The sequence below is a fragment of the Pseudomonas sp. TMW 2.1634 genome, from assembly GCF_001703595.1.
GTDB lineage: Bacteria > Pseudomonadota > Gammaproteobacteria > Pseudomonadales > Pseudomonadaceae > Aquipseudomonas > Aquipseudomonas fragi.
Genome location: NZ_CP016849.1, coordinates 4,562,771 through 4,584,367, shown reverse-complemented (window position 1 = coordinate 4,584,367; position 21,597 = coordinate 4,562,771). Strand labels below are relative to the sequence as shown.

The 21,597-nt window shown below is 60.2% G+C and carries 22 protein-coding genes; 14 read left to right on the top strand and 8 right to left on the bottom strand.

Annotated elements, in window-relative coordinates:
• Positions 1–52 precede the first annotated feature (52 nt).
• The 4 genes from BFC21_RS21780 (at position 53) to BFC21_RS21765 (ending at position 3,578) form a co-directional block, all read left to right on the top strand.
• Positions 53–850, top strand: a complete 798-nt coding sequence (locus tag BFC21_RS21780) for a hydroxymethylpyrimidine/phosphomethylpyrimidine kinase (RefSeq protein WP_088378895.1) — start codon at positions 53–55, stop codon at positions 848–850.
• A 17-nt stretch (positions 851–867) separates the two neighbouring features.
• A complete protein-coding gene (gene thiE, locus BFC21_RS21775; RefSeq protein WP_086795791.1) occupies positions 868–1,491 on the top strand; it encodes a thiamine phosphate synthase in 624 nt (207 codons plus the stop codon).
• 31 nt (positions 1,492–1,522) lie between these two features.
• Positions 1,523–2,806, top strand: coding sequence for a glutamate-1-semialdehyde 2,1-aminomutase (gene hemL / locus BFC21_RS21770; RefSeq protein ID WP_016779284.1), 1,284 nt, complete (start codon positions 1,523–1,525; stop codon positions 2,804–2,806).
• 223 nt (positions 2,807–3,029) lie between these two features.
• Positions 3,030–3,578, top strand: coding sequence for a tetratricopeptide repeat protein (locus tag BFC21_RS21765; RefSeq protein ID WP_016779283.1), 549 nt, complete (start codon positions 3,030–3,032; stop codon positions 3,576–3,578).
• Between the two features lie 35 nt (positions 3,579–3,613).
• Here BFC21_RS21765 and BFC21_RS21760 read toward each other — a convergent pair whose 3' ends face one another.
• On the bottom strand, positions 3,614–3,940 hold the full coding sequence (locus BFC21_RS21760) for a DUF1820 family protein (protein ID WP_016779282.1): 327 nt from the start codon (positions 3,938–3,940) through the stop codon (positions 3,614–3,616).
• Between the two features lie 132 nt (positions 3,941–4,072).
• On the opposite strand from BFC21_RS21760, the gene miaB reads away from it, so the two are divergent.
• From miaB to lnt, 5 genes are all read left to right on the top strand, one after another.
• Positions 4,073–5,401 carry a tRNA (N6-isopentenyl adenosine(37)-C2)-methylthiotransferase MiaB gene (miaB, locus tag BFC21_RS21755; protein WP_095003832.1) on the top strand — a complete coding sequence of 443 codons (1,329 nt, stop codon included), beginning with the start codon at positions 4,073–4,075 and terminating at the stop codon, positions 5,399–5,401.
• Between the two features lie 186 nt (positions 5,402–5,587).
• Positions 5,588–6,607, top strand: a complete 1,020-nt coding sequence (locus BFC21_RS21750) for a PhoH family protein (protein WP_016779279.1) — start codon at positions 5,588–5,590, stop codon at positions 6,605–6,607.
• Complete coding sequence (gene ybeY / locus BFC21_RS21745; RefSeq protein WP_016779278.1) at positions 6,600–7,061, top strand: rRNA maturation RNase YbeY; 462 nt, start codon at positions 6,600–6,602, stop codon at positions 7,059–7,061. The genes BFC21_RS21750 and ybeY overlap by 8 nt, the downstream gene beginning before the upstream one ends.
• A gap of 38 nt (positions 7,062–7,099) precedes the next feature.
• Positions 7,100–7,939 (top strand): HlyC/CorC family transporter, encoded by an 840-nt coding sequence (locus BFC21_RS21740; RefSeq protein ID WP_016779277.1) that lies wholly within the window; start codon positions 7,100–7,102, stop codon positions 7,937–7,939.
• Positions 7,940–7,960: 21 nt separating this feature from the next.
• Complete coding sequence (gene lnt / locus BFC21_RS21735; RefSeq protein ID WP_088378893.1) at positions 7,961–9,484, top strand: apolipoprotein N-acyltransferase; 1,524 nt, start codon at positions 7,961–7,963, stop codon at positions 9,482–9,484.
• Positions 9,485–9,649: 165 nt separating this feature from the next.
• Here the strand turns inward: lnt and BFC21_RS21730 are convergent, their stop codons facing one another.
• Positions 9,650–10,411 carry a YdcF family protein gene (locus BFC21_RS21730; protein WP_088378892.1) on the bottom strand — a complete coding sequence of 254 codons (762 nt, stop codon included), beginning with the start codon at positions 10,409–10,411 and terminating at the stop codon, positions 9,650–9,652.
• Between the two features lie 158 nt (positions 10,412–10,569).
• Entirely contained in the window at positions 10,570–10,854 is a 285-nt protein-coding gene (locus BFC21_RS21725) for a hypothetical protein (protein WP_016779274.1), read from the bottom strand.
• Positions 10,855–11,089: 235 nt separating this feature from the next.
• On the opposite strand from BFC21_RS21725, the gene leuS reads away from it, so the two are divergent.
• The 5 genes from leuS (at position 11,090) to BFC21_RS21700 (ending at position 17,150) form a co-directional block, all read left to right on the top strand.
• Positions 11,090–13,696, top strand: a complete 2,607-nt coding sequence (leuS, locus tag BFC21_RS21720) for a leucine--tRNA ligase (protein WP_088378891.1) — start codon at positions 11,090–11,092, stop codon at positions 13,694–13,696.
• Between the two features lie 89 nt (positions 13,697–13,785).
• Complete coding sequence (gene lptE, locus BFC21_RS21715) at positions 13,786–14,391, top strand: LPS assembly lipoprotein LptE (RefSeq protein WP_095003834.1); 606 nt, start codon at positions 13,786–13,788, stop codon at positions 14,389–14,391.
• 42 nt (positions 14,392–14,433) lie between these two features.
• Positions 14,434–15,471 (top strand): DNA polymerase III subunit delta, encoded by a 1,038-nt coding sequence (holA, locus tag BFC21_RS21710; protein ID WP_016779271.1) that lies wholly within the window; start codon positions 14,434–14,436, stop codon positions 15,469–15,471.
• Between the two features lie 174 nt (positions 15,472–15,645).
• On the top strand, positions 15,646–15,795 hold the full coding sequence (arfA, locus tag BFC21_RS21705; RefSeq protein ID WP_003444166.1) for an alternative ribosome rescue factor ArfA: 150 nt from the start codon (positions 15,646–15,648) through the stop codon (positions 15,793–15,795).
• Positions 15,796–15,845: 50 nt separating this feature from the next.
• Positions 15,846–17,150 (top strand): lytic murein transglycosylase, encoded by a 1,305-nt coding sequence (locus tag BFC21_RS21700; protein ID WP_095003835.1) that lies wholly within the window; start codon positions 15,846–15,848, stop codon positions 17,148–17,150.
• Positions 17,151–17,253: 103 nt separating this feature from the next.
• Here the strand turns inward: BFC21_RS21700 and BFC21_RS21695 are convergent, their stop codons facing one another.
• The 5 genes from BFC21_RS21695 to BFC21_RS21675 form a co-directional block, all read right to left on the bottom strand.
• Entirely contained in the window at positions 17,254–18,207 is a 954-nt protein-coding gene (locus BFC21_RS21695) for an LD-carboxypeptidase (protein ID WP_088378889.1), read from the bottom strand.
• 4 nt (positions 18,208–18,211) lie between these two features.
• Complete coding sequence (gene lipA, locus BFC21_RS21690) at positions 18,212–19,252, bottom strand: lipoyl synthase (RefSeq protein WP_016779268.1); 1,041 nt, start codon at positions 19,250–19,252, stop codon at positions 18,212–18,214.
• Position 19,253: 1 nt separating this feature from the next.
• Positions 19,254–19,907 (bottom strand): lipoyl(octanoyl) transferase LipB, encoded by a 654-nt coding sequence (gene lipB, locus BFC21_RS21685; protein ID WP_088378888.1) that lies wholly within the window; start codon positions 19,905–19,907, stop codon positions 19,254–19,256.
• A complete protein-coding gene (locus BFC21_RS21680) occupies positions 19,907–20,182 on the bottom strand; it encodes a DUF493 domain-containing protein (protein WP_016779266.1) in 276 nt (91 codons plus the stop codon). The genes lipB and BFC21_RS21680 overlap by 1 nt, the downstream gene beginning before the upstream one ends.
• 80 nt (positions 20,183–20,262) lie before the next feature.
• Positions 20,263–21,420: a D-alanyl-D-alanine carboxypeptidase family protein gene (locus tag BFC21_RS21675; protein ID WP_016779265.1), complete on the bottom strand. Its 1,158-nt coding sequence runs from the start codon at positions 21,418–21,420 to the stop codon at positions 20,263–20,265.
• Between the last annotated feature and the right edge of the window lie 177 nt (positions 21,421–21,597).

The window sequence follows — 21,597 nt, the reverse complement described above, 5'->3', positions numbered from 1 at the left end:
ACAGCACCTGGCAAGCGCCGCCAAAAACAGTTTGGTGGTAAGCTCGCGCACCATGAATATCTACAGCTCTCGCCCCGTTGTCCTCTGTCTCTCCGGCCATGACCCCAGTGGGGGTGCCGGCTTGCAGGCAGATATCGAAGCCCTGCTGGCTCAAGGCTGTCACGCCGCCCCGGTGGTGACCGCCCTGACTGTGCAGAACACCGTCAATGTCAGCGATTTCCGCGTGCTGGACCGTGAGTGGGTGCTGGCGCAAGCCGCTGCCGTGCTCAGCGATTCCACGGTCGCGGCGGTCAAGCTGGGCATGCTCGGCTCACTGGAGATGGTCGACACCGTGGTCGAACTGCTGCAGGCCAACCCGCATCTGCCGATGGTCTGCGACCCGGTGCTGCGCGCAGGCGGCGGCGGACGACTGGGCAAGGACGAAGTGGGCTACGCCATGCGCGAGCGCCTGCTGCCCCTGGCCACCATTGCCACCCCCAACCTTCCCGAAGCCCGCATCCTGGCCGAACTGCCCGAGGGCAGCGCCGATGAGTGCGCCGAAAAGCTCCTGCCATTCTGTCGCCACCTGCTGATCACCGGTGGTCACGGTGATGAGCACGAAGTGCATAACCGCCTGTACAGCCGTGACGGCAGCCGCCACACCTTTACCTGCCATCGCTTGCCGGGCAGCTACCACGGTTCGGGTTGCACCCTGGCCAGCACCCTGGCCGGGCGCCTGGCCATTGGTGAAGAACTGGTCAGCGCCGTGCAAACCGCGCTCAACTACACGTGGCGCACCCTGCGTGATGCCGAGCAACTGGGCCAAGGGCAATTTGTACCGCGCCGCTTGCCGCTGGATTTTTGCGCGTAACCAATGAGGCTCACCCCATGACGCTTCGCGGACTTTATGCAATCACCGACAGCCAGTTGCTGGCTGGCAAACTGCTGCCCTATGTAGAGGCGGCTCTCGATGGTGGCCTGACGCTGTTGCAATATCGCGACAAAAGCAACGATGACGCCCGCCGCCTGCGCGAGGCCCAGGCGCTGCTGGATTTGTGCCAGCGCTACAAGGCGCACCTGATCATCAACGACGATGCCGAACTGGCCGCGCGCCTGGGTGTTGGCGTTCACCTGGGGCAAACCGACGGCCCGCTCACGCCTGCCCGTGCCCTGCTGGGGTCACAGGCGATTATTGGTTCGACCTGCCACAGCCAGCTCGAACTGGCCGAACAAGCGGCCAAAGAAGGCGCGAGCTATGTCGCCTTCGGCCGGTTTTTCAATTCCAGCACCAAACCCGGGGCGCCCACCGCGACCCTCGAAGTGCTGGACCATGCCCGCGCCCGCCTCAACCTGCCGATCTGCGTGATTGGCGGCATTACCCTGGACAACGCCGCGCCGCTGGTGGCCCACGGTGCCGACCTGCTGGCCGTGGTGCATGGCCTGTTTGGCGCCGAAAGCGCCCGGGAAGTCACCCTGCGCGCCAAGGCCTTCAACACCTTGCTGTCCATTTAAATACCGAATCCTGATTCAGAGAGAGCCCTCCATGTCTCGTTCCGAAACCCTGTTTGCCAATGCCCAGAAACACATCCCAGGTGGCGTGAACTCGCCCGTACGTGCGTTCAAGAGCGTGGGCGGCACGCCACTGTTCTTCAAGCACGCCGAAGGTGCCTACGTCACCGACGAAGACAACAAGCGCTATGTGGATTACGTCGGCTCGTGGGGCCCGATGATCCTGGGTCACAGCCACCCGGACGTGCTCGACGCCGTGCGTGCGCAACTGGAGCACGGCCTCTCGTACGGTGCCCCGACCGCGATGGAAACCGAGATGGCCGACCTGGTATGTGCCATCGTGCCATCGATGGAAATGGTGCGCATGGTCAGCTCAGGTACTGAAGCGACCATGAGCGCCATCCGCCTGGCGCGGGGTTTCACCGGCCGCGACAATATCCTCAAGTTCGAAGGCTGCTACCACGGCCACTCCGACAGCTTGCTGGTAAAAGCCGGCTCCGGCCTGTTGACCCAGGGCGTGCCAAGCTCGGCCGGGGTGCCGGCAGACTTTGCCAAACACACCCTGACCACCGAGTTCAACAATATCGACGCCGTTGCCCAGCTGCTGAGCGAAGTGGGCGACACCGTGGCCTGCATCATCGTTGAGCCGGTGGCCGGCAACATGAACTGTGTACCGCCTGCGCCGGGCTTCCTGGAAGGCCTGCGCAGCCTGTGCGACCAGCACGGCGTGGTACTGATTTTTGACGAAGTGATGACCGGTTTCCGCGTAGCCTTGGGTGGCGCCCAGGCCCACTACGGCGTGACCCCCGACCTGAGCACGTTCGGCAAGATCATCGGCGGCGGCATGCCGGTCGGCTGCTTTGGCGGCAAACGCGAAATCATGCAGCACATCGCCCCCCTGGGCCCGGTTTACCAGGCGGGCACTTTGTCCGGTAACCCGCTGGCAATGGCCGCAGGCCTGACCACCCTGCGCCTGATCAGCCGCCCGGGCTTCCACGCCGAGCTGAGCGACTACACCACCCGCCTGCTCGATGGCTTGCAGCAGCGCGCCGATGCAGCCGGCATCCCCTTCGTCACCACCCAGGCGGGCGGCATGTTCGGCCTGTACTTCAGCGGCGCCGATGACATCGTCACCTTTGACGACGTCATGGCCAGCGACGCCGACCTGTTCAAACGTTTCTTCCACCTGATGCTTGAAGGCGGCGTGTACCTGGCCCCAAGTGCCTTCGAAGCCGGTTTCACCTCGATCGCCCACGGCGAAGCCGAGCTGCAACTGACCCTGGACGCTGCAGAACGCGCATTTGCTGCACTGAAGTGATCCACAAAAACGGCAAGGGTTAATGCCCTTGCCGTTTTTTATGCCGGTAATGGCCTGATCTTTTGACCCGCCCGTCCAAAATCGTCTTAAATCAATGGATATCGCGCCCAGGCAGCAGAAAAACGAGTAAAGACTTTGTAAGGTTGCCTCCGCTTATTTCATAATGCGCGCCTATACATCCCATGATCGGGTTAACCCGTCATCCAGAGGTACGTCGATTCCCATGAACCGCACCGGCCGCGCCCTTGCACTGGGCTGCCTGTTGCTCCTACAGCCGTTGCTTGCCCAGGCAGGCGGTAACTCGTTGTTGATCCCAGCGATGGGTCGCTGCACCCTCAATACACAGCCTGAAGACCTCGCCGAGGCGCTTGCAGCCTGTGAAGAGGCGGCAAAAGCCGGGGATGCAGAAGCCGAATACGAGTTGGGCGAGTTCTATTACGACGGTAAAAACACCCCGCAAGACTTCAACAAGGCACTGAGTTACTTCGAAAAAGCCTCGCTGCAAGGCCACGCCATGGCCCAGTTCCAGCTCGGCACCATGTTTTTCAAGGGCGAAGGTGTACCCGCCAATAACATTCAGGCTTACATCGTGTTGAAAATGGCCGCGGTCAATGGCGCAGAAGACGCGCTGGACACTGCCGACCTGGTAGCCGAGCAAATGCCGCGCGACCAGCTCGAAACCGCCACCCAGATCCTGGGGCAGATTTTCCGCAAGTATTTGCAGGAGCTGCAATCAACCGATGCCCGCTCGCCGTTTTCGCCGTTGCCTTAACGGCTCACTCGTTGCCGTAACGCATACTGACGGGCTTACTTGTCCGGCATCGGAAACGGAAACGGCATCACATTGCTGACACCCCGCGCTTCGCTGATTTTCGGCGTACCCAGCCGCTCAACCTCATCAATACGCACAATCGAGTGCATCGGCACAAAGCTGCGCACCACGCCTTCGAACTGGGCCTTGAGCTTTTCTTCGCTGGGGTCGACGACCATTTGCGTGCGCTCACCGAAGACGAATTCCTCGACCTCCAGAAACCCCCACAGATCACTTTGATAGATCTGCTTGGCGTACATTTCGAACACCTGGCCCTGGTTGAGGAAAATCACCTTGTAGATTGGAGCTTCACGTTTGGTCATGGTGGGCGGGTAAGCATCTGGAGGTAAAAAAGAGGGCGCGAACTATAGCATAGCCATCAGACGCGCAGCGCTAGGAACCAACGGCTATGCCCCCTATAATGCGCGGTTCTTTGAACCACTTGATGAACACCCATGGCCAAGAAGCTTTACATCGAAACCCACGGTTGCCAGATGAATGAGTACGACAGCTCGCGCATGGTCGACCTGCTGGGTGAACATCAGGCCCTGGAAGTCACAGCGCGCGCCGAAGACGCTGATGTCATCCTGCTGAATACCTGCTCGATCCGTGAACGTGCCCAGGACCGCGTGTACTCGCAGCTGGGCCGCTGGCGCGAACTGAAACTGGCTAACCCCGAGATGGTGATTGCCGTGGGCGGTTGCGTGGCCAGCCAGGAAGGCGCGGCAATCCGTGATCGCGCCCCGTATGTGGACGTGGTGTTCGGCCCGCAGACCCTGCACCGCCTGCCAGAAATGATCGACGCTGCACGCATCACCAAGCTGCCGCAGGTGGATGTGTCGTTCCCTGAAATCGAAAAATTCGATCACCTGCCCGAGCCACGCATCGACGGCCCGAGCGCCTACGTTTCGGTGATGGAAGGTTGCAGCAAGTACTGCACGTTCTGCGTGGTGCCTTACACCCGCGGCGAAGAAGTCAGCCGCCCGTTCGATGACGTGCTGGCCGAGGTCATTCACCTGGCCGAAAACGGCGTGCGTGAAGTGACCCTGCTTGGCCAGAACGTCAACGGCTACCGTGGCCTGACCGAAGGCGGCCGCCTGGCCGACCTCGCCGAGCTGATCCGCGTGGTAGCCGCCATCGACGGCATCGAGCGCATCCGCTACACCACCTCCCACCCGCTGGAGTTTTCCGACAGCCTGATCCAGGCCCACGCCGAAGTCCCGGAGCTGGTCAAGCACCTGCACTTGCCGGTGCAGTCGGGTTCGGATCGCATCCTGTCGGCAATGAAGCGCAACCACACGGCGCTGGAGTACAAATCCAAGCTGCGCAAACTGCGCGCCGCCGTGCCGGGCATTTGCATCAGTTCCGACTTTATTGTCGGCTTCCCGGGCGAGACCGAAAAAGACTTCGAACAGACCATGAAGCTGATCGAAGACGTGGGTTTCGACTTCTCCTATTCCTTTGTCTACAGCCAGCGCCCGGGCACCCCGGCAGCAGACCTGACCGACGACACCCCGGAAGAGCGCAAAAAAGAGCGCCTGAACGCGCTGCAACATCGCCTCAACCAGCAGGGTTTCGAGATCAGCCGCCAGATGGTCGGCTCGACCCAGCGAATCCTGGTCACTGACTACTCAAAGAAAGACCCTGGCGAACTGCAGGGGCGCACCGAGAACAACCGCATCGTTAACTTCCGCTGCGACAACCCGCAGCTGATCGGGCAATTCGCCGATGTGCATATCGATGCGGCCCAGCCGCACTCGCTGCGAGGCTCGTTGCTGAACTGACACCTTCCCCGGTGGGAGCGGGCTTGCTCGCGATACATGCAACGCGGTCCATCTGGATTAGCGCGGTGATGCAATCGCGAGCAAGCCAGCTCCCACATCAAACATTTGGTGAAGTCCTTTCACGCTCGACCTGCTAGCGTTATCCTTGATTTCATCTCAATTGCCTAAGGGCGGCTAAATACGACCTTGAACGCACCCATCGAACCACATCGTTTTCTCCTCGAGCCCTTTGAGGCCCGCCGTTTCGCCAATCTGTGCGGGCAATTCGACGAGCACTTGCGCTTGATCGAGCAACGCCTGACGATCGAAATCCGCAATCGCGGTAACCAGTTCGAGCTGATCGGCGACCCGAAAATCACTTCCTCGGCAGAAAACCTGCTGCGCCGCCTGTATCGCGAAACCAAAGCTACCGAGCTTTCGCCAGACATGGTGCATCTGTTCCTGCAGGAATCCGAAGTCCAGGACCTGGCCAGCAACCCGGTGGCCGAAGCCAGTGTTTCGCTGCGCACCAAAAAGGGCATGATTCGCCCTCGCGGTATCAACCAGCAGCGCTACGTCAAGGAAATCCTGGGCAACGACATCAACTTCGGCATTGGCCCGGCGGGTACGGGTAAAACCTATCTGGCTGTGGCCTGCGCAGTTGACGCCCTGGAGCGCGAGCAAATCCGCCGCATCCTGCTGGTGCGCCCGGCGGTCGAAGCCGGTGAAAAACTCGGTTTCCTGCCGGGAGACCTGTCGCAAAAAATCGATCCGTACCTGCGCCCGCTCTACGACGCACTGTACGAGATGCTCGGCTTTGAATATGTGGCCAAGCTGATCGAGCGCCAGATCATCGAAGTGGCTCCGCTGGCCTATATGCGCGGTCGCACGCTGAACAACAGCTTCATCATCCTCGACGAAAGCCAGAACACCACCGTCGAGCAAATGAAGATGTTCCTGACCCGCATCGGCTTTGGCTCCACCGCCGTGATCACCGGTGACATTACCCAGATCGACCTGCCAAAAGGCACCAAGTCCGGGCTCAATCACGTCATCGAAGTGCTCAAGGACGTGCCGGGCATCAGCTTTACCCACTTCCAGTCCAAGGACGTCGTGCGCCACCCGCTGGTGCAGCGCATCGTAGAGGCCTATGGCCGCTACGAACAGGAAGCCGCCGACAAGCTGGCCGCACTGCCCGCTGCAAAGGATTACCGCCACGATGCTTGAGCTTGACCTGCAATTGGCGACCGACGCCAGTGCCCCCAGCGAAGCCCAGTTCCGCCAATGGTGCGAACTGGCTTTGCGCCAGCGCAGCGCCGATTCGGAAATGACCATTCGTCTGGTAGACGAACCCGAAGGCCGTGAGTTGAATCACACCTGGCGCCAGAAAGACTACGCCACCAACGTGCTGTCCTTTCCGGCCGATGTGCCCGATGAGTTCCTCGATATCCCGCTGCTGGGCGATCTGGTGATTTGCGTGGCCGTGGTTGAACGCGAAGCCGCCGAACAAGGCAAAAGCCTTGAGGCCCACTGGGCCCATCTGGTGATACACGGCTGCTTGCATCTTCTGGGTTACGACCATATAGAAGACGAAGAAGCCGAAGAAATGGAAGCGCTGGAACGAACGTTGCTTGCAGAACTGGGTCATCCTGACCCCTATGCAGACGACGAAACCGAATAACACCCACTGAAACTACCAAGGGATACGAGTAAATCGCTATGAGCGAAGACCGATCGAGCAACGGGCAAAAGTCATGGTTAGGTAAGCTGACCCAGGCCTTTGCCCATGAGCCGAAAAACCGCCAGGAGCTGCTTGAGCTGCTGCGCGAAGCACACCAGAACAAACTGTTGGACAGTGAAGCGCTGGCCATCGTCGAAGGCGCCATTCAAGTGGCTGACCTGCAGGTACGGGACATCATGGTTCCGCGCTCGCAGATGATCAGTATCAAGGCGACCCAGACCCCCCGCGAATTTCTCCCGGCGATCATCGATGCGGCGCACTCGCGCTACCCGGTGATCGGCGAAAGCCACGACGACGTCCTCGGCGTCCTGCTGGCCAAAGACCTGCTGCCGCTGATCCTTCAAGAGAACGGCGACAAGTACAACATCAAGGATTTGCTGCGTCCGGCGACATTTGTCCCTGAGTCCAAGCGCCTTAACGTGTTGTTGCGTGAGTTCCGCGCCAACCACAACCACATGGCCATCGTGATCGACGAATACGGCGGTGTGGCGGGCCTGGTGACGATTGAAGACGTTCTGGAGCAGATCGTCGGCGATATCGAAGACGAACACGATGTCGAGGAAGACAGCTATATCAAGCCACTGCCCAGCGGTGACTTCCTGATCAAGGCCCTGACCCCGATCGAAAACTTCAACGAGTTCTTCGATACCGAATTCTCCGACGACGAGTTCGACACCGTGGGTGGCCTGGTCATGAGTGCATTCGGGCACTTGCCAAAACGCAACGAAACCACTGAAATCGGCCCTTACCGCTTCCGCATCCTCAATGCTGACAGCCGCCGGATTCATTTGATTCGTCTGACGCCGATAGCCCGCTAAACCCCAATACCAAGGATTGAAATGCGCTGGATAACCTCCCCCGGCTGGCCCGGTAACTTGCTGGCCGTGGTGGCCGGCGCACTGACAACCCTGGCGTTGGCCCCCTTCGATATCTGGCCATTGGCACTCGTTGCCCTGGCCCTGTTCTATCTCGGTTTGCGCGACCTGTCGCCAAAACAGGCGCTGGGCCGTGGCTGGTGCTTCGGTTTTGGCCTGTTTGGCGCGGGCACCAGCTGGATCTACTACAGCATCCACCACTTCGGCGGCGCGTCTGTGCTGCTGGCTGGCTTCCTGATGCTGTTGTTCACCGCAGCCATTGCCTGGTTCTTTGCCCTGCCCGCCTGGCTGTGGGCGCGCTGGATCCGCCGCAACGAAGCGCCGCTGGCCGACACCCTGGCGTTTGCTGCGCTGTGGGTCGCTCAAGAGGCCTTCCGTGGCTGGTTCCTCACCGGTTTTCCGTGGCTTTACTCCGGTTACAGCCAGCTCGACGGCCCACTGGCCGGGCTCGCGCCACTGGGCGGCATGTGGCTGATCTCATTTGCCCTGGCCCTGAGCGCAGCCCTGCTGTGCAACCTGCCACGCCTGATCAAGGCCAGGCGCAAAGCTTTTGTCGCCGCAGGCGTGATCTTGCTGATCGGCCCCTGGGTGATCGGCCAGGCACTCAAGCACCACGCCTGGACCAGCCCATCGGGTGACCCGCTGAGCGTGGCGGCGATCCAGGGCAATATCGAACAAAGCATGAAATGGGACCCGGCGCAGGTCAATGCACAGCTGGCCCTGTACCGCGACATGACGTTCAGTTCAAAGCGTGTGGACCTGATCGTGTGGCCAGAAACCGCCGTCCCTGTCCTCAAGGAGAACGCTGAAGGCTTTTTGAGCATGATGGGGCGCTTTGCCGCCGACCGGAATTCAGCGCTGATTACCGGCGTGCCGATCCGCCAGGAAGTGCGTCATGAACCGCGCTACTTCAACGGCATCACGGCCGTAGGCCAGGGCGACGGGGTTTACCTGAAACAAAAGCTGGTGCCGTTTGGCGAATACGTGCCGCTGCAGGATGTACTGCGCGGCCTGATCGCATTTTTTGACCTGCCAATGTCTGACTTTGCCCGCGGCCCTGCCGACCAGGCAATGTTGCAGGCCAAGGGTTATCAGATCGCGCCATTGATTTGCTATGAGGTGGTGTACCCGGACTTCGTCGCCGGGCTTGCGGCCCAGAGTGACATCCTGCTGACCATCAGCAACGACACCTGGTTCGGCACCTCGATCGGGCCGCTGCAGCATCTGCAAATGGCGCAGATGCGCGCCCTGGAAGCCGGGCGCTGGATGATTCGGGCCACCAACAACGGGGTCACGGCACTGATCGACCCGTTTGGGCAAATCACCACGCAGATTCCGCAGTTCGAGCAAGGCATCCTGTATGGCGAAGTGGTGCCCATGCACAACCTGACACCTTACCTGCAATGGCGCTCCTGGCCGCTGATCATCCTGTGTGTCTTGCTGATTGGCTGGGCGCTGGTCACCAGCCGGATTGCCAAGACGGTCTAAGCCAGCCACCTGCACCCACACTGTTCCCTGCGGGTTCGGACTGTGTGGGCGCCGCAAAACCTGTGGGAGCTGGCTTGCCTGCGATGGCAGCAGCGCGCTTTGCCTGTCAGACCGCGCCGCCTGCATCGCGAGCAAGCCCGCTCCCACATGAGTTCATCGACTTAATTAGCGATAAAACAACGGATAGGCCATCTGCCCCACCGCCTCATTGATCAACAACCCGGACTGCCAGAACGCTTTGTACTCCGGCATCCAGCCCCCCAGCGGCCGCGCATTGTCTGCACTGAAAAAACCCACCGGCGCGGGCACCACTTCAAAACCGGCCTGTTCAAAACTCCAGACCGAACGCGGCATATGCCAGCCGTGAGTCACCACGACCACGCGCTTGATCCCCAGCGGCAGCAGAATGCCTGCAGTCATTTGGGCGTTTTCCCAGGTCGTACGGCTTTGTTCTTCTTTCCAGCGTACTTGCACGCCGAAGTCATCACGCAATGAGTCCGCCATCAATTGCGCTTCGCTGGGCGGCGAGCCGTAGTGCAAACCTCCGGTCGTCAGTACCGGCAAGCCCGAGGCCTTGGCCAGTCGCGCGGCATAACGCTGGCGCTCAAGACCAATGCCCGTCGGCTGATCGCTGCCCCAGGCCGGATCACCCCGCTCACGCCCCGAGCCCAGCACCACAATGGCATCGGCACGCCCGGCCAGCGTCGCCCACTCGCTCTGCGCCAGCGGCGGCTCGCGCTCCAGCACCCGGGCGCCCCACTCCACCATCACTGGCAAGCTCATCAGCCAAAAACCACCCAGCCCCAGGGCAAACAGCACGCCCGCCACACGCGGACGCGAACGCCGCAGCCACCAGGCAAGCACCAGGAGCAAGATCAAAATGCCGGGAGGCAACAGAAGTTGTTTCAAAAAATATCGAATAGGCATCGAGCATCTCCAAAGATGCCCGAAGCCTAAGGGGGTTGAGTGAGCGCATCAATAACGCAGGTGAGAAACCCAAACACAAACGTGTGATGCATCAACCCGGGGTACAACCTGTTTTGATACGGCTTTTGTTAAAGGCCGGGCCTGATTCGCCGTACGGCCTAAGCTCCCTGCACCCTGTCTTTGAGCCAGATAACCTTGGCTCTGGGGGCATCCTGCATGTTCACGCTGCCTTGCGAGCGTTTGACTGCCTCACGCCCGATCCGATTCAAATAGAGGTTGATCAATTCCAGCTCGGCATGACTCAAGCCTCGCAATTCCAGTTCGACTGGGCGTTCATCTCGTAATACGACAGCCGTCTTTGCTGAATCAAGAGCCATACTTAAACGATCAATCAGCCGCTCATACACTTGCGATGTTGCTACGCTGCGTTGCAACTCTGCCATCCGTCCACCTCATTTAAGGAAATGAATCTCCCCCAAAGGAGAGCTTAGCTGCGCATGTAAAAGGGGCGTGCTGCTGCGACCAACGGAGTGATGAGGCAATCAGGGTTTCCCTCGATAGAGCGGGGTCATGTATGCTACGGGACTTCCTGTAACCCCTGCTCCAACCTGACCGGGCAACACTGTCGCCGGTCTATGTTGAAGAGGATTAGGCCACCCTTTATCAGTACAAGTAGCCATGCACGAACAATATCAGCCCCGTGAAATAGAAGCCGCCGCCCAATCATTCTGGGACAACCAAAAGTCCTTCGAAGTCAGCGAAGATCTAGGCAAAGAGACGTTCTACTGCCTATCGATGTTCCCGTACCCAAGCGGCAAGCTACACATGGGGCACGTGCGCAACTACACCATCGGTGACGTGATCTCCCGTTACCAGCGCATGCTTGGCAAGAACGTTTTGCAGCCGATGGGCTGGGACGCCTTCGGCATGCCGGCCGAAAACGCCGCGATGAAAAACAAGGTCGCGCCGGCCAAGTGGACCTACGAAAACATCGCCTACATGAAAACCCAGCTGCGCAGCCTGGGCCTGGCCGTTGACTGGTCCCGCGAAATCACCACCTGCAAGCCGGATTACTACCGTTGGGAACAATGGCTGTTCACCCGCCTGTTCGAAAAAGGTGTGATCTACCGCAAGAACGGTACCGTTAACTGGGACCCGGTAGACCAGACCGTTCTGGCCAACGAGCAAGTGATCGACGGCCGTGGCTGGCGTTCGGGCGCGGTGATTGAAAAACGCGAAATCCCGATGTACTACTTCAAGATCACCGCTTACGCGGATGAACTGCTTGAAAGCCTCGACGACATGCCGGGCTGGCCCGAGCAGGTCAAAACCATGCAGCGCAACTGGATCGGCAAATCCCGCGGCATGGAAGTGCAGTTCCCTTACAACGTCGAGTCCATCGGCACAGCGGGCGCACTCAAGGTCTTCACCACCCGTCCTGACACCCTGATGGGCGCCACCTACGTCGCCGTGGCTGCCGAGCACCCGCTCGCCACCCAGGCCGCGCAGGGCAACCCTGAGCTGCAGGCGTTTATCGCCCAGTGCAAAGGCGGCAGCGTGGCTGAAGCCGACATGGCCACCCAGGAAAAAATGGGCCTGCCAACTTCGCTGTTCGTCGAGCACCCGCTGACCGGCGAAAAACTTCCGGTCTGGGTCGCCAACTATGTGCTGATGCATTACGGCGACGGCGCAGTAATGGCGGTACCGGCACACGACGAACGCGATTTCGAATTCGCCACCAAGTACAACCTGCCAATCAAGCCGGTTGTGCGCACCAGTGCTGGCGACGAGTCCCCTGCTCCCTGGCAGGACGCTTACAACGAGCACGGCCCGCTGATCAACTCCGGCGAATTTGACGGTCTGGATTTCGACGCTGCCTTCGCCGCCATCGAAGCCGCCCTGACCGCCAAAGGCCTGGGCCAGGCGCGCACACAGTTCCGCCTGCGCGACTGGGGCATCAGCCGTCAACGCTACTGGGGCTGCCCGATCCCGATCGTGCATTGCGATACCTGCGGTGACGTACCGGTCCCTGAAGCCCAGTTGCCAGTGGTCTTGCCGGAAGATGTCGTACCCGATGGCGCCGGTTCGCCACTGGCACGCATGCCTGAATTCTACGAGTGCAGCTGCCCTAAATGCGGCGCACCGGCCAAACGCGAAACCGACACGATGGACACCTTCGTCGAGTCCTCGTGGTACTACGCCCGTTACGCCTCGCCGCACTATGAAGGCGGTCTGGTCGAAAAATCGGCAGCGGACCACTGGTTGCCGGTGGACCAGTACATCGGCGGTATCGAACACGCCATTTTGCACCTGCTGTACGCGCGCTTCTTCCACAAGCTGATGCGTGACGAAGGCCTGGTCAGCTCCAACGAGCCGTTCAAGAACCTGCTGACCCAGGGCATGGTGATCGCCGAGACTTACTTCCGTACGCTGGACAACGGTGGCAAGGATTACTTCAACCCGGACGACGTGGAAATCGAACGTGATGCCAAGGCCAAGATCATCGGCGCCAAGCTGAAGACCGACGGCCTGCCGGTGGAAATCGGCGGCACGCAAAAAATGTCCAAGTCGCTGAACAACGGTGTTGACCCGCAATACATGATCGAACAGTACGGCGCAGACACCTGCCGCCTGTTCATGATGTTTGCTTCGCCGCCAGACGCCAGCCTGGAATGGTCCGACTCGGGTGTTGAAGGTTCGCACCGTTTCCTCAAGCGCGTCTGGCGCCTGGCCCATGCCCATGTTGGTCAGGGCCTGCCGGGGGCACTGGATATCGCCAGCCTGACCGATGAGCAAAAAGTCATCCGCCGCGCCATCCACCAGGCTATCAAGCAAGCCAGCCAGGACGTCGGCCAGCACCACAAATTCAACACCGCCGTCGCCCAGGTGATGACCGTGATGAACGTGCTCGAAAAAGCACCGCAAGCCACTGAACAAGACCGCGCCCTGCTGCAGGAAGGCCTTGAGACTGTTGCCCTGGTGCTGGCCCCGATCACCCCGCACATCAGCCATGAGCTGTGGAACCAGTTGGGGCATGCGGGTGCAATCATCGACGCTGCATGGCCAACCCTGGATGAAAGCGCGCTGGTTCAAGACACCTTGCAACTGGTTATCCAGGTCAACGGCAAACTGCGCGGGCATATTGAAATGCCAGCCAGCGCCAGCCGTGAAGAGGTTGAAGCCGCAGCCCGCGTCAATGAAAACGTGTTGCGCTTTACCGAAGGCCTGACGATCCGCAAAGTGATCGTGGTACCGGGCAAACTGGTCAATATCGTCGCCAGCTAATTGGAACAGGCGCCCGTGCCAAGCGCGGGCGCCCAACAAGACCTTCAGGGCCGCTCAGTCGGCCTCTCTGGTTTCAAGGGGAGCAACACATGATCAAACGCAACTTGCTGGTGATGGGTCTCGCTGTTCTGCTGAGCGCCTGCGGCTTCCAGCTGCGCGGCACCGGCACCAACCAGCTGACGATCACCGAACTCGACGTCAGCGCCCGTAACGCCTACGGCGACACTGTGCGCCAACTGCGTCAGGTACTGGAAAACAGCGGTGTAAAAATCACGCCAAACGCCCCCTACAAGCTGGTTCTGACTGACGAGAAAGAAACCCAGCGTGCCGCCAGCTACACCGGCAACACGGGCACCGCCGAGTATCAGTTGAACAGCGTGGTCAACTACGAAATCCAGGGCCAGAACCATCTGGTGCTGCTGAGCGACAAGGTTGAGGCCTACAAGGTTTACCTGCAGGACGGCAGCAACGTGGCCGGCAGCAACCAGGAAGGCGTGATGATCCGCAAGGAAATCCGTCGCGACCTGATCCAGCAACTGGTTCTGCGTCTGGAGCAGTTGACCCCGGCCCAGCTGGAAAAACTGCAGCAGCAAGCGCAAGCGAAGGCCAAGGCTGAAGCCGACGCCATCGAAGCTGCGCGCAAGGCTCAAGAGGAAACTCCTCAACAGTCGCCTCTCGAACTGCAAAACCAGTAAGGCATACGGGGCGCTCAAGCGCCCCGCTATCGTTATGGCCCTATGAAACTCGCTCCCGCCCAACTCGCCAAGCACCTGCAAGGCACGCTTTCGCCGGTCTATATCATCAGCGGTGATGACCCGTTGCTGTGCCAGGAAGCCGCCGACGCCATTCGCAGCACCGCCCGCCAGCAAGGTTTCGATGAACGCCAGGTGTTCAGCGCCGATGCCAGCTTCGACTGGGGCACGCTGCTGCAAGCCGGTGCCAGCATGTCGCTGTTTGCCGAAAAACGCCTGTTGGAGCTGCGCCTGCCCTCGGGCAAGCCTGGTGACAAAGGTGCTGCGGCGCTGATCGAGTACTGCTCGCGCCCTGCCGAAGACACCCTGCTGCTGATCAGCCTGCCCAAGCTCGATGGCAGCGCGCAGAAGACCAAGTGGGGCAAGGCGCTGATTGAAGGTGCGCAAACCCAGTTCGTACAGATCTGGCCGGTGGACGCCAACCAGTTGCCGCAATGGATTCGCCAGCGCTTGTCGCAGGCCGGGCTGTCCGCCACCCATGACGCCGTGGAGCTGATAGCCGCGCGGGTTGAAGGCAACCTTCTGGCTGCCGCGCAAGAAATCGAAAAGCTCAAGTTGATGGCTGAAGACGGGCAAATCACGGTCGAAACCGTGCAGGCGGCAGTAGCCGACAGTGCGCGCTTCGACGTATTTGGGCTCGTAGATGCGGTACTTAACGGCGAGGCTGCCCATGCCCTGCGCATGCTCGAAGGGCTGCGCGGTGAGGGTGTCGAGCCGCCGGTGATCCTGTGGGCCCTGGCCCGTGAGCTGCGGGTACTGGCCAACATAGCGCTGCAATATAGTCAGGGCACACCGCTGGACAAGGCCTTCAGCCAGGCCCGGCCGCCGGTGTGGGACAAGCGCAAGCCGTTGATGAGCAAAGCCCTGCAGCGCTATTCAGCCCAGCGCTGGGCGCAATTGCTGCTGGATGCACAGCGTATTGATGCCCAGATCAAGGGCCAGGCAGCAGGCTCGGCCTGGAGCAGCTTGAGTCGCTTGGCGTTGCTGATGTGTGGGCAACGGCTGAACCTGCCAGCTGAATAAACACTGCTTTCTGTGGGAGCGGGCTTGCTCGCGATGCAGGCGCCGCGACCTGACAGGCTGATTGCGCTGATGCTATCGCGAGCAAGCCTGCTCCCACCGATCACTATCCAGTGGACAATACGAAAAAACCGGCCGATGATTTGCGCTTGTTCAAACCACGCGAGAGCAAATGCCATGAGCAAGCGCCCCAACAAGGCCAAATCCATCGTCGCCCAACCCCTGTTCCGCAGCCGCCAGGAACGCCCCGCCAAAGGCAAAGGCAGCTACCGCCGCGAAGCCTTCCAGTCGAGAGACCGGGAGGCTTTTTACTTTCTGGCTGCCTGAGGGCGGGGATGATAAGGTCTGCATCTGATTTGCATTACCTGGACCTGCGCATGCCCTTAAGTCATAAACGTGGTTGGCCGATGCGCCAACTGATTGCTGCTTCCAGCGTCATCCTTTTAGTCGCCTGCGCCGAGAAACCGACTGCAGCCGATGCTCAACCCCTGCCAGTGACGCCTCCCGCTCCTGCGGTGACCACCAGCGCGCCTGTTACCGATATCCCCTTTGTCCAACCCGCCCAGAGCTTTGGCGAGTGGCAAGCCAATTTCCGCGTCCAGGCCCTCAAGGCCGGGATCAGCCCGCAAGTCTTCGATAATGCCTTTGCTGGCATTACGCCGGATATGAGCGTGATCAAGGCCGATCGCAGCCAGCCCGAATTCAGCCGCCCGGTCTGGGAATACCTCGACGGCGCGCTGTCACCTTTGCGCGTGCGCAATGGCCAGCGCTTGCTGGAGCAAAACGCCGAGCTGCTGAGCCGCATCGAACAGCGTTATGGCGTCGATCGCCAGGCCCTGGTTTCGGTCTGGGGTATGGAAAGCAATTTCGGTTCGTTCCAGGGCAACAAGTCGGTTATTCGTTCATTGGCCACCCTGGCCTATGAAGGTCGCCGCCCGGAGTTCGCCCAGAGCCAATTGATCGCAGCCCTGAAAATCATTCAGGAAGGCGATATCAGCCCCGACAAAATGCTTGGTTCGTGGGCAGGCGCAATGGGCCAGACCCAGTTTATCCCCACCACCTATGAAACCCACGCCGTGGATTTCGATGGTGATGGCCGTCGCGATATCTGGAACAGCTCGGCTGATGCACTGGCCTCGACGGCGCACTACTTGCAAAGCTCGGGCTGGAAACAAGGCCAGCCGTGGGGCTTTGAGGTGACGTTGCCTGCCGGCTTCGATTACGCACTGGCGGATGGCGCCGTCAAAAAGAGTGTCGCCGAGTGGCAACAACTGGGGGTCAAGGCACCTGCCAGCGCAGCCGGTTCAGAGCAGTTGAGCGCCACCCTGCTGCTGCCTGCGGGCTACCGTGGGCCGGCGTTCCTGGTGCTGGATAACTTCCGCGCCATCCTGCGTTACAACAACTCGTCGTCCTATGCGTTGGCCGTTGGCCTGCTTTCCCAACGCTTCAACGGTGGCGGGACCATTTTGGCTGACTGGCCAAAAGACGACCGCCCGCTGAGCCGCTCGGAGCGTGTTGAACTGCAAACCCTGCTGAGCCAGCGCAACTACGATGCGGGCAATCCAGACGGCATTATCGGCGCCAACACGCGCAAGGCGATCCGTAGCGCGCAGCAAGCTATGGGTTGGCCAGCCGATGGCTACCCGAGTCACAAGTTGCTGGAAAGTTTGCGTAGCCGCTGAGTCGCGACTCAGCCTGTAGGAGCGGGCTTGCTCGCGATTGCATCGACTCGTTTTGTCAGAGATACCGAGTTGATAGCATCGCGAGCAAGCCCGCTCCCACGGCTCAGGTTTTGACTGTGACCACTGCCTGCTCTAGTACCAATAACTGCCGATCAGCATCCAGCCGCACTTGAGCCCCCATCGGCAAGGTCAGGTTCGGATCGCAATGCCCGCTGCGCCAACCGGCCAGCACCGGTATACCCAGCCCGCCCAGCTCCTGGGTGAGCAACCGCTCCAGCGCCGCAACATCAACCCCGGCCACATCCCCCACCAACACCCCGCGCAACCTGTCGAGCTTGCCCGCCAGGCGCAAATGCGTCAGCAGACGGTCGACCCGGTACAAAGGCTCATTGACGTCTTCGATAAACAGGATGATGTCGTCGCTGTCCAGTTCAAACGCCGTGCCCATCACCGCGCAGATCATCGACAGATTGCCTCCCAGCAAACGGCCACTGGCGCAGCCCGGGGCAATGGTCGTCAACGGCCAGGCCGCGGGATGGTCCAGCACAGGCGGCTGTTGCCCGCTGAGCATACGCAGCAACGAAGTTTCAGTAGGCGGTTGTTTGTTGCCCAGCAGATCAGCGTTCACCATTGGCCCGTGAAAGGTCACAAAGCCCGCGTAACGAGTGATCGCCAGATGCAACGCGGTGATATCGCTGTAGCCGACAAACGGCTTGGGATGACGACGCAACAGCTCAAAATCGATGCCATCAAGCAAGCGCGGGCTGCCATAGCCGCCGCGCAGGCAGAAAATGGCATCAATGCTGTCATCGGCAAAAGCCTCATGCAGGTCGCGTAAACGCTCTGCATCAGAGCCGGCAAGATAACCCTCCCGCTGCCACACCCCCGGATAGACCCGCAGCTGGTAGCCGCGTGCATGCATCCATTGGGTCGCGAGGTTCAGGTCAAGTTCGGCAGGGCCTGCCGGGGCGATCAGGGCGATCACCCCGCCAGCGGGCAACGCGGGCACCGCGCTGTGGGCCTTGAAGGACACTGGCGCGGTGAGCTGGTTAGTCATGGAGTCAGGCACTCACCAGCATGGATTTGACCAGCTTGGCTTGTTCATCAGCGTGGTACGAAGAACGTACCAGCGGGCCGGATGCCACGTTTTTAAAGCCCATTTTGTAGCCTTCCTCGGCAAACCACGCGAAGGTGTCCGGGTGTACGAAACGCTGGACCGGCAAGTGGTTGCGCGACGGTTGCAGGTACTGGCCCAAGGTCAGCATGTCGATGTCATGTTCGCGCATGCGCTTCATCACTTCGATCACTTCGTCGTCGGTTTCGCCCAGGCCCAGCATCAAGCCGGATTTGGTCGGGATGTGCGGCATCATCTGCTTGAAGCGCTGCAGCAGAGTCAGCGACCACTGGTAGTCGGAACCCGGACGCGCAGCCTTGTACAGGCGCGGCACGGTTTCGAGGTTGTGGTTGAACACGTCTGGCGGCTCGGCGGCGGTGATTTCCAGCGCTACGTCCATGCGGCCACGGTAGTCCGGCACCAGGGTTTCGAGCAGTACGCCCGGCGACAGCTTGCGGATCTCGCGGATGCAGTCGGCAAAGTGCTGGGCACCGCCGTCACGCAGGTCGTCGCGGTCTACAGAGGTGATCACCACATACTTCAACCGCAGGTCAGCAATGGCAATGGCCAGGCTTTCCGGTTCGTTGGTATCCAGTGGCTTCGGTCGGCCGTGGCCCACGTCGCAGAACGGGCAACGACGGGTGCAGATGTCACCCATGATCATGAAGGTCGCGGTACCACCGGAGAAGCACTCGCCCAGGTTCGGGCAGGAGGCTTCTTCGCACACGCTATGCAGCTTGTGCTTACGCAGCAGGGACTTGATGCGGTCGACTTCCGGGGAAACCGGAATACGCACACGAATCCAGTCGGGTTTTTTCGGCAACTCGGTGGTCGGAATGATCTTTACCGGGATACGCGCAACCTTCTCGGCACCGCGCAACTTGACGCCGGTCTCAACCTTGGAACGGGCCTCGCTGGCGCGGGCTGCACGTTCTGAGATATCCAGCGTTGGGATCAGGGTTTGAACAGCGTCTTGCGCAGTAGTCATATCAATCGATTCCGCCCGTCAGGGTCGTCTGCTCAGCATAGTCGAGGTGTTTGACGAGCTGCGAGCGCAGCCGGGCACCTACCTCGGCAAATTCAATCGGCCCTGCATGGTCACGCAGCTGGGTCATCGCCAGCCCCGCATAACCACAGGGGTTAATCCGTCGAAACGGTTCCAGGTCCATGTCCACATTCAGGGCCAGACCGTGGAAGGAGCAGCCATTGCGGATCCGCAGGCCCAGTGAGGCGATTTTCGCGCCATCGACATACACGCCCGGCGCATCGGCCTTCGCTGCAGCGCTCACGCCATAGCTGGCGAGCAGGTCGATCAGGCACTGTTCCATCCGCGTGACCAGCTCACGCACGCCATAGCCCAGCCGGCGCACGTCGAGCATCAGGTAGGCAACCAGCTGGCCAGGGCCGTGATAGGTTACCTGGCCACCGCGATCCGACTTGACCACCGGGATGTCCCCCGGCAGCAGCAGATGCTCGGCCTTGCCTGCCTGACCTTGGGTAAACACCGGCGGATGCTGCACCAGCCAGACTTCGTCTTGCGTGTCCGGCACCAGCTTGCGCTCGTCGGTGAATCGCTGCATCGCCAGCCAGGTGCGCTCGTAATCAAGCACACCCAGCTCACGAATACCCAAGACCTGTGACATCACAACACCATATGTACGAAGCCGGTGGCCCGCAATTCGCTGTTGATGTTGTAGAGCTGATCCTGATCGGTTGCCACGATGTGCAACTGGATCGTCGTGTACTTGCCGTTGGTGCTCTGGCGTTCATCGACACGATCATCGTTGACCGTCGCGTGCTTCTTGACGATATCGATGATCTTGTCCTTGTTGCCCACACCCGTGTCGCTGATTACCTTAACCGGGTAATCCACGTTGGGAAATTCGATCTTTGGCGCCTTTACTTCGGTATCGCTCATGGCGTATTGGCCTCGTAAGCCCGGAACAACAAAGGTGCTCCCGCGCAGGGTAAAGCGCGGGGGCACTCAGGTGGGTGCAATCAGTTGAACAGCCCGTAGAAGAATAGACGGATGCTATCCCACACGCGTCGGAAAATTCCACCTTCCTCGACAGGCTCAAGCGCGATCAGGTCAGCGCTGTGCACAACCTTGTCATCGAGTTTGACCTCAACCTTGCCGATCACATCGCCTTTGGCGATAGGGGCCATCAGTTGCGGGTTCATGGTCATGCTTGCGGCCAGCTTTTTCAATTGGCCTTTTGGCAGGGTCATGGTCAGGTCATCTGCCAGACCGGCTTTAACCTGGCTGGTGGTGCCTTTCCAGACTGGAGCCTGAGCCAGCTCGGTGCCCTTCTGGTAGAAGGTCTGGGTTTCGAAGAAACGGAAACCGTAGGTCAGCAGCTTCTGGGTCTCGGCAGCACGGGCGGCTTCGCTGTTGGTGCCGAACACCACGGCGATCAGGCGCATGCCGTCGCGTACAGCCGAAGACACCATGCAGTAGCCGGCTTCGTCGGTGTGACCGGTTTTCAGACCGTCAACGGTCTTGTCACGCCACAGCAACAGGTTGCGGTTAGGCTGCTTGATACCGTTCCAGAAGAACTCTTTCTGCGAGTAGATCGCGTAGTGAGTCGGGTCTTCGTGGATGATGGCGCGAGCCAGCAACGACATGTCGTGGGCCGAGGAGTAGTGATCCGGGTTCGGCAGGCCGGTCGGGTTCATGAAGTGGCTGTTGGACATGCCCAACTCGCCGGCCGTCTTGTTCATCATGTCGGCAAACGCGTCTTCGCTGCCGGCAATGTGCTCGGACAGGGCGACGCTGGCGTCGTTACCCGACTGGATGATGATGCCGTGCAACAGGTCGCTGACCGACACCTGGGTGCCGACCTTGATGAACATCCGCGAACCACCGGTGCGCCATGCGTTTTCGCTGACGGTAACCGGGTCGTTTTCGCCGATCTGGCCACGACGGATTTCCAGAGTCGCGATGTAAGCGGTCATCAGCTTGGTCAGGCTGGCTGGCGGCAGACGCTGGTCGCCGTTGTTCTCGACCAGCACGTTACCGCTGCTGGCATCCATCAGAACATAGGACTTGGCTGCAAGTTGCGGCGGCGACGGCATCATCTCGACTGCCCAGGCGGCAGGAGTGACGATCAGCGGTACTAGCAGGCACAGGCGTTTGGCAAAGGTGGTGATGTTCATCCGTCTCTCGAAGTTGTTAATGGAAACTTACCCTCGCGGGCAAAACTGTACAGGCAGTGCGTTCGACTGACTGCTGCGTATTCAGTTGCAGCCCCTGCCCCTGGAAGGGCTTTTATTCTTGACCTCTGCAACTGCGTTTGGGCCGCGAATGTTCGCGGCCCAACGCTTTGTTCGGTG

What these genes read in the sequence shown, in the direction of transcription:
- ybeY (WP_016779278.1), top strand. Translation starts at nt 6,600, where the DNA reads ATGCTTGAGCTTGACCTGCAATTGGCGACCGACGCCAGTGCCCCCAGC.
- lipB (WP_088378888.1), bottom strand. Translation starts at nt 19,907, where the DNA reads ATGTCACAGGTCTTGGGTATTCGTGAGCTGGGTGTGCTTGATTACGAG.
- BFC21_RS21695 (WP_088378889.1), bottom strand. Translation starts at nt 18,207, where the DNA reads ATGACTAACCAGCTCACCGCGCCAGTGTCCTTCAAGGCCCACAGCGCG.
- lnt (WP_088378893.1), top strand. Translation starts at nt 7,961, where the DNA reads ATGCGCTGGATAACCTCCCCCGGCTGGCCCGGTAACTTGCTGGCCGTG.
- lptE (WP_095003834.1), top strand. Translation starts at nt 13,786, where the DNA reads ATGATCAAACGCAACTTGCTGGTGATGGGTCTCGCTGTTCTGCTGAGC.
- thiE (WP_086795791.1), top strand. Translation starts at nt 868, where the DNA reads ATGACGCTTCGCGGACTTTATGCAATCACCGACAGCCAGTTGCTGGCT.
- arfA (WP_003444166.1), top strand. Translation starts at nt 15,646, where the DNA reads ATGAGCAAGCGCCCCAACAAGGCCAAATCCATCGTCGCCCAACCCCTG.
- hemL (WP_016779284.1), top strand. Translation starts at nt 1,523, where the DNA reads ATGTCTCGTTCCGAAACCCTGTTTGCCAATGCCCAGAAACACATCCCA.
- miaB (WP_095003832.1), top strand. Translation starts at nt 4,073, where the DNA reads ATGGCCAAGAAGCTTTACATCGAAACCCACGGTTGCCAGATGAATGAG.
- BFC21_RS21675 (WP_016779265.1), bottom strand. Translation starts at nt 21,420, where the DNA reads ATGAACATCACCACCTTTGCCAAACGCCTGTGCCTGCTAGTACCGCTG.
- lipA (WP_016779268.1), bottom strand. Translation starts at nt 19,252, where the DNA reads ATGACTACTGCGCAAGACGCTGTTCAAACCCTGATCCCAACGCTGGAT.
- BFC21_RS21730 (WP_088378892.1), bottom strand. Translation starts at nt 10,411, where the DNA reads ATGCCTATTCGATATTTTTTGAAACAACTTCTGTTGCCTCCCGGCATT.
- BFC21_RS21765 (WP_016779283.1), top strand. Translation starts at nt 3,030, where the DNA reads ATGAACCGCACCGGCCGCGCCCTTGCACTGGGCTGCCTGTTGCTCCTA.
- BFC21_RS21760 (WP_016779282.1), bottom strand. Translation starts at nt 3,940, where the DNA reads ATGACCAAACGTGAAGCTCCAATCTACAAGGTGATTTTCCTCAACCAG.
- BFC21_RS21780 (WP_088378895.1), top strand. Translation starts at nt 53, where the DNA reads ATGAATATCTACAGCTCTCGCCCCGTTGTCCTCTGTCTCTCCGGCCAT.
- BFC21_RS21680 (WP_016779266.1), bottom strand. Translation starts at nt 20,182, where the DNA reads ATGAGCGATACCGAAGTAAAGGCGCCAAAGATCGAATTTCCCAACGTG.
- holA (WP_016779271.1), top strand. Translation starts at nt 14,434, where the DNA reads ATGAAACTCGCTCCCGCCCAACTCGCCAAGCACCTGCAAGGCACGCTT.
- BFC21_RS21740 (WP_016779277.1), top strand. Translation starts at nt 7,100, where the DNA reads ATGAGCGAAGACCGATCGAGCAACGGGCAAAAGTCATGGTTAGGTAAG.
- BFC21_RS21700 (WP_095003835.1), top strand. Translation starts at nt 15,846, where the DNA reads ATGCCCTTAAGTCATAAACGTGGTTGGCCGATGCGCCAACTGATTGCT.
- BFC21_RS21725 (WP_016779274.1), bottom strand. Translation starts at nt 10,854, where the DNA reads ATGGCAGAGTTGCAACGCAGCGTAGCAACATCGCAAGTGTATGAGCGG.
- leuS (WP_088378891.1), top strand. Translation starts at nt 11,090, where the DNA reads ATGCACGAACAATATCAGCCCCGTGAAATAGAAGCCGCCGCCCAATCA.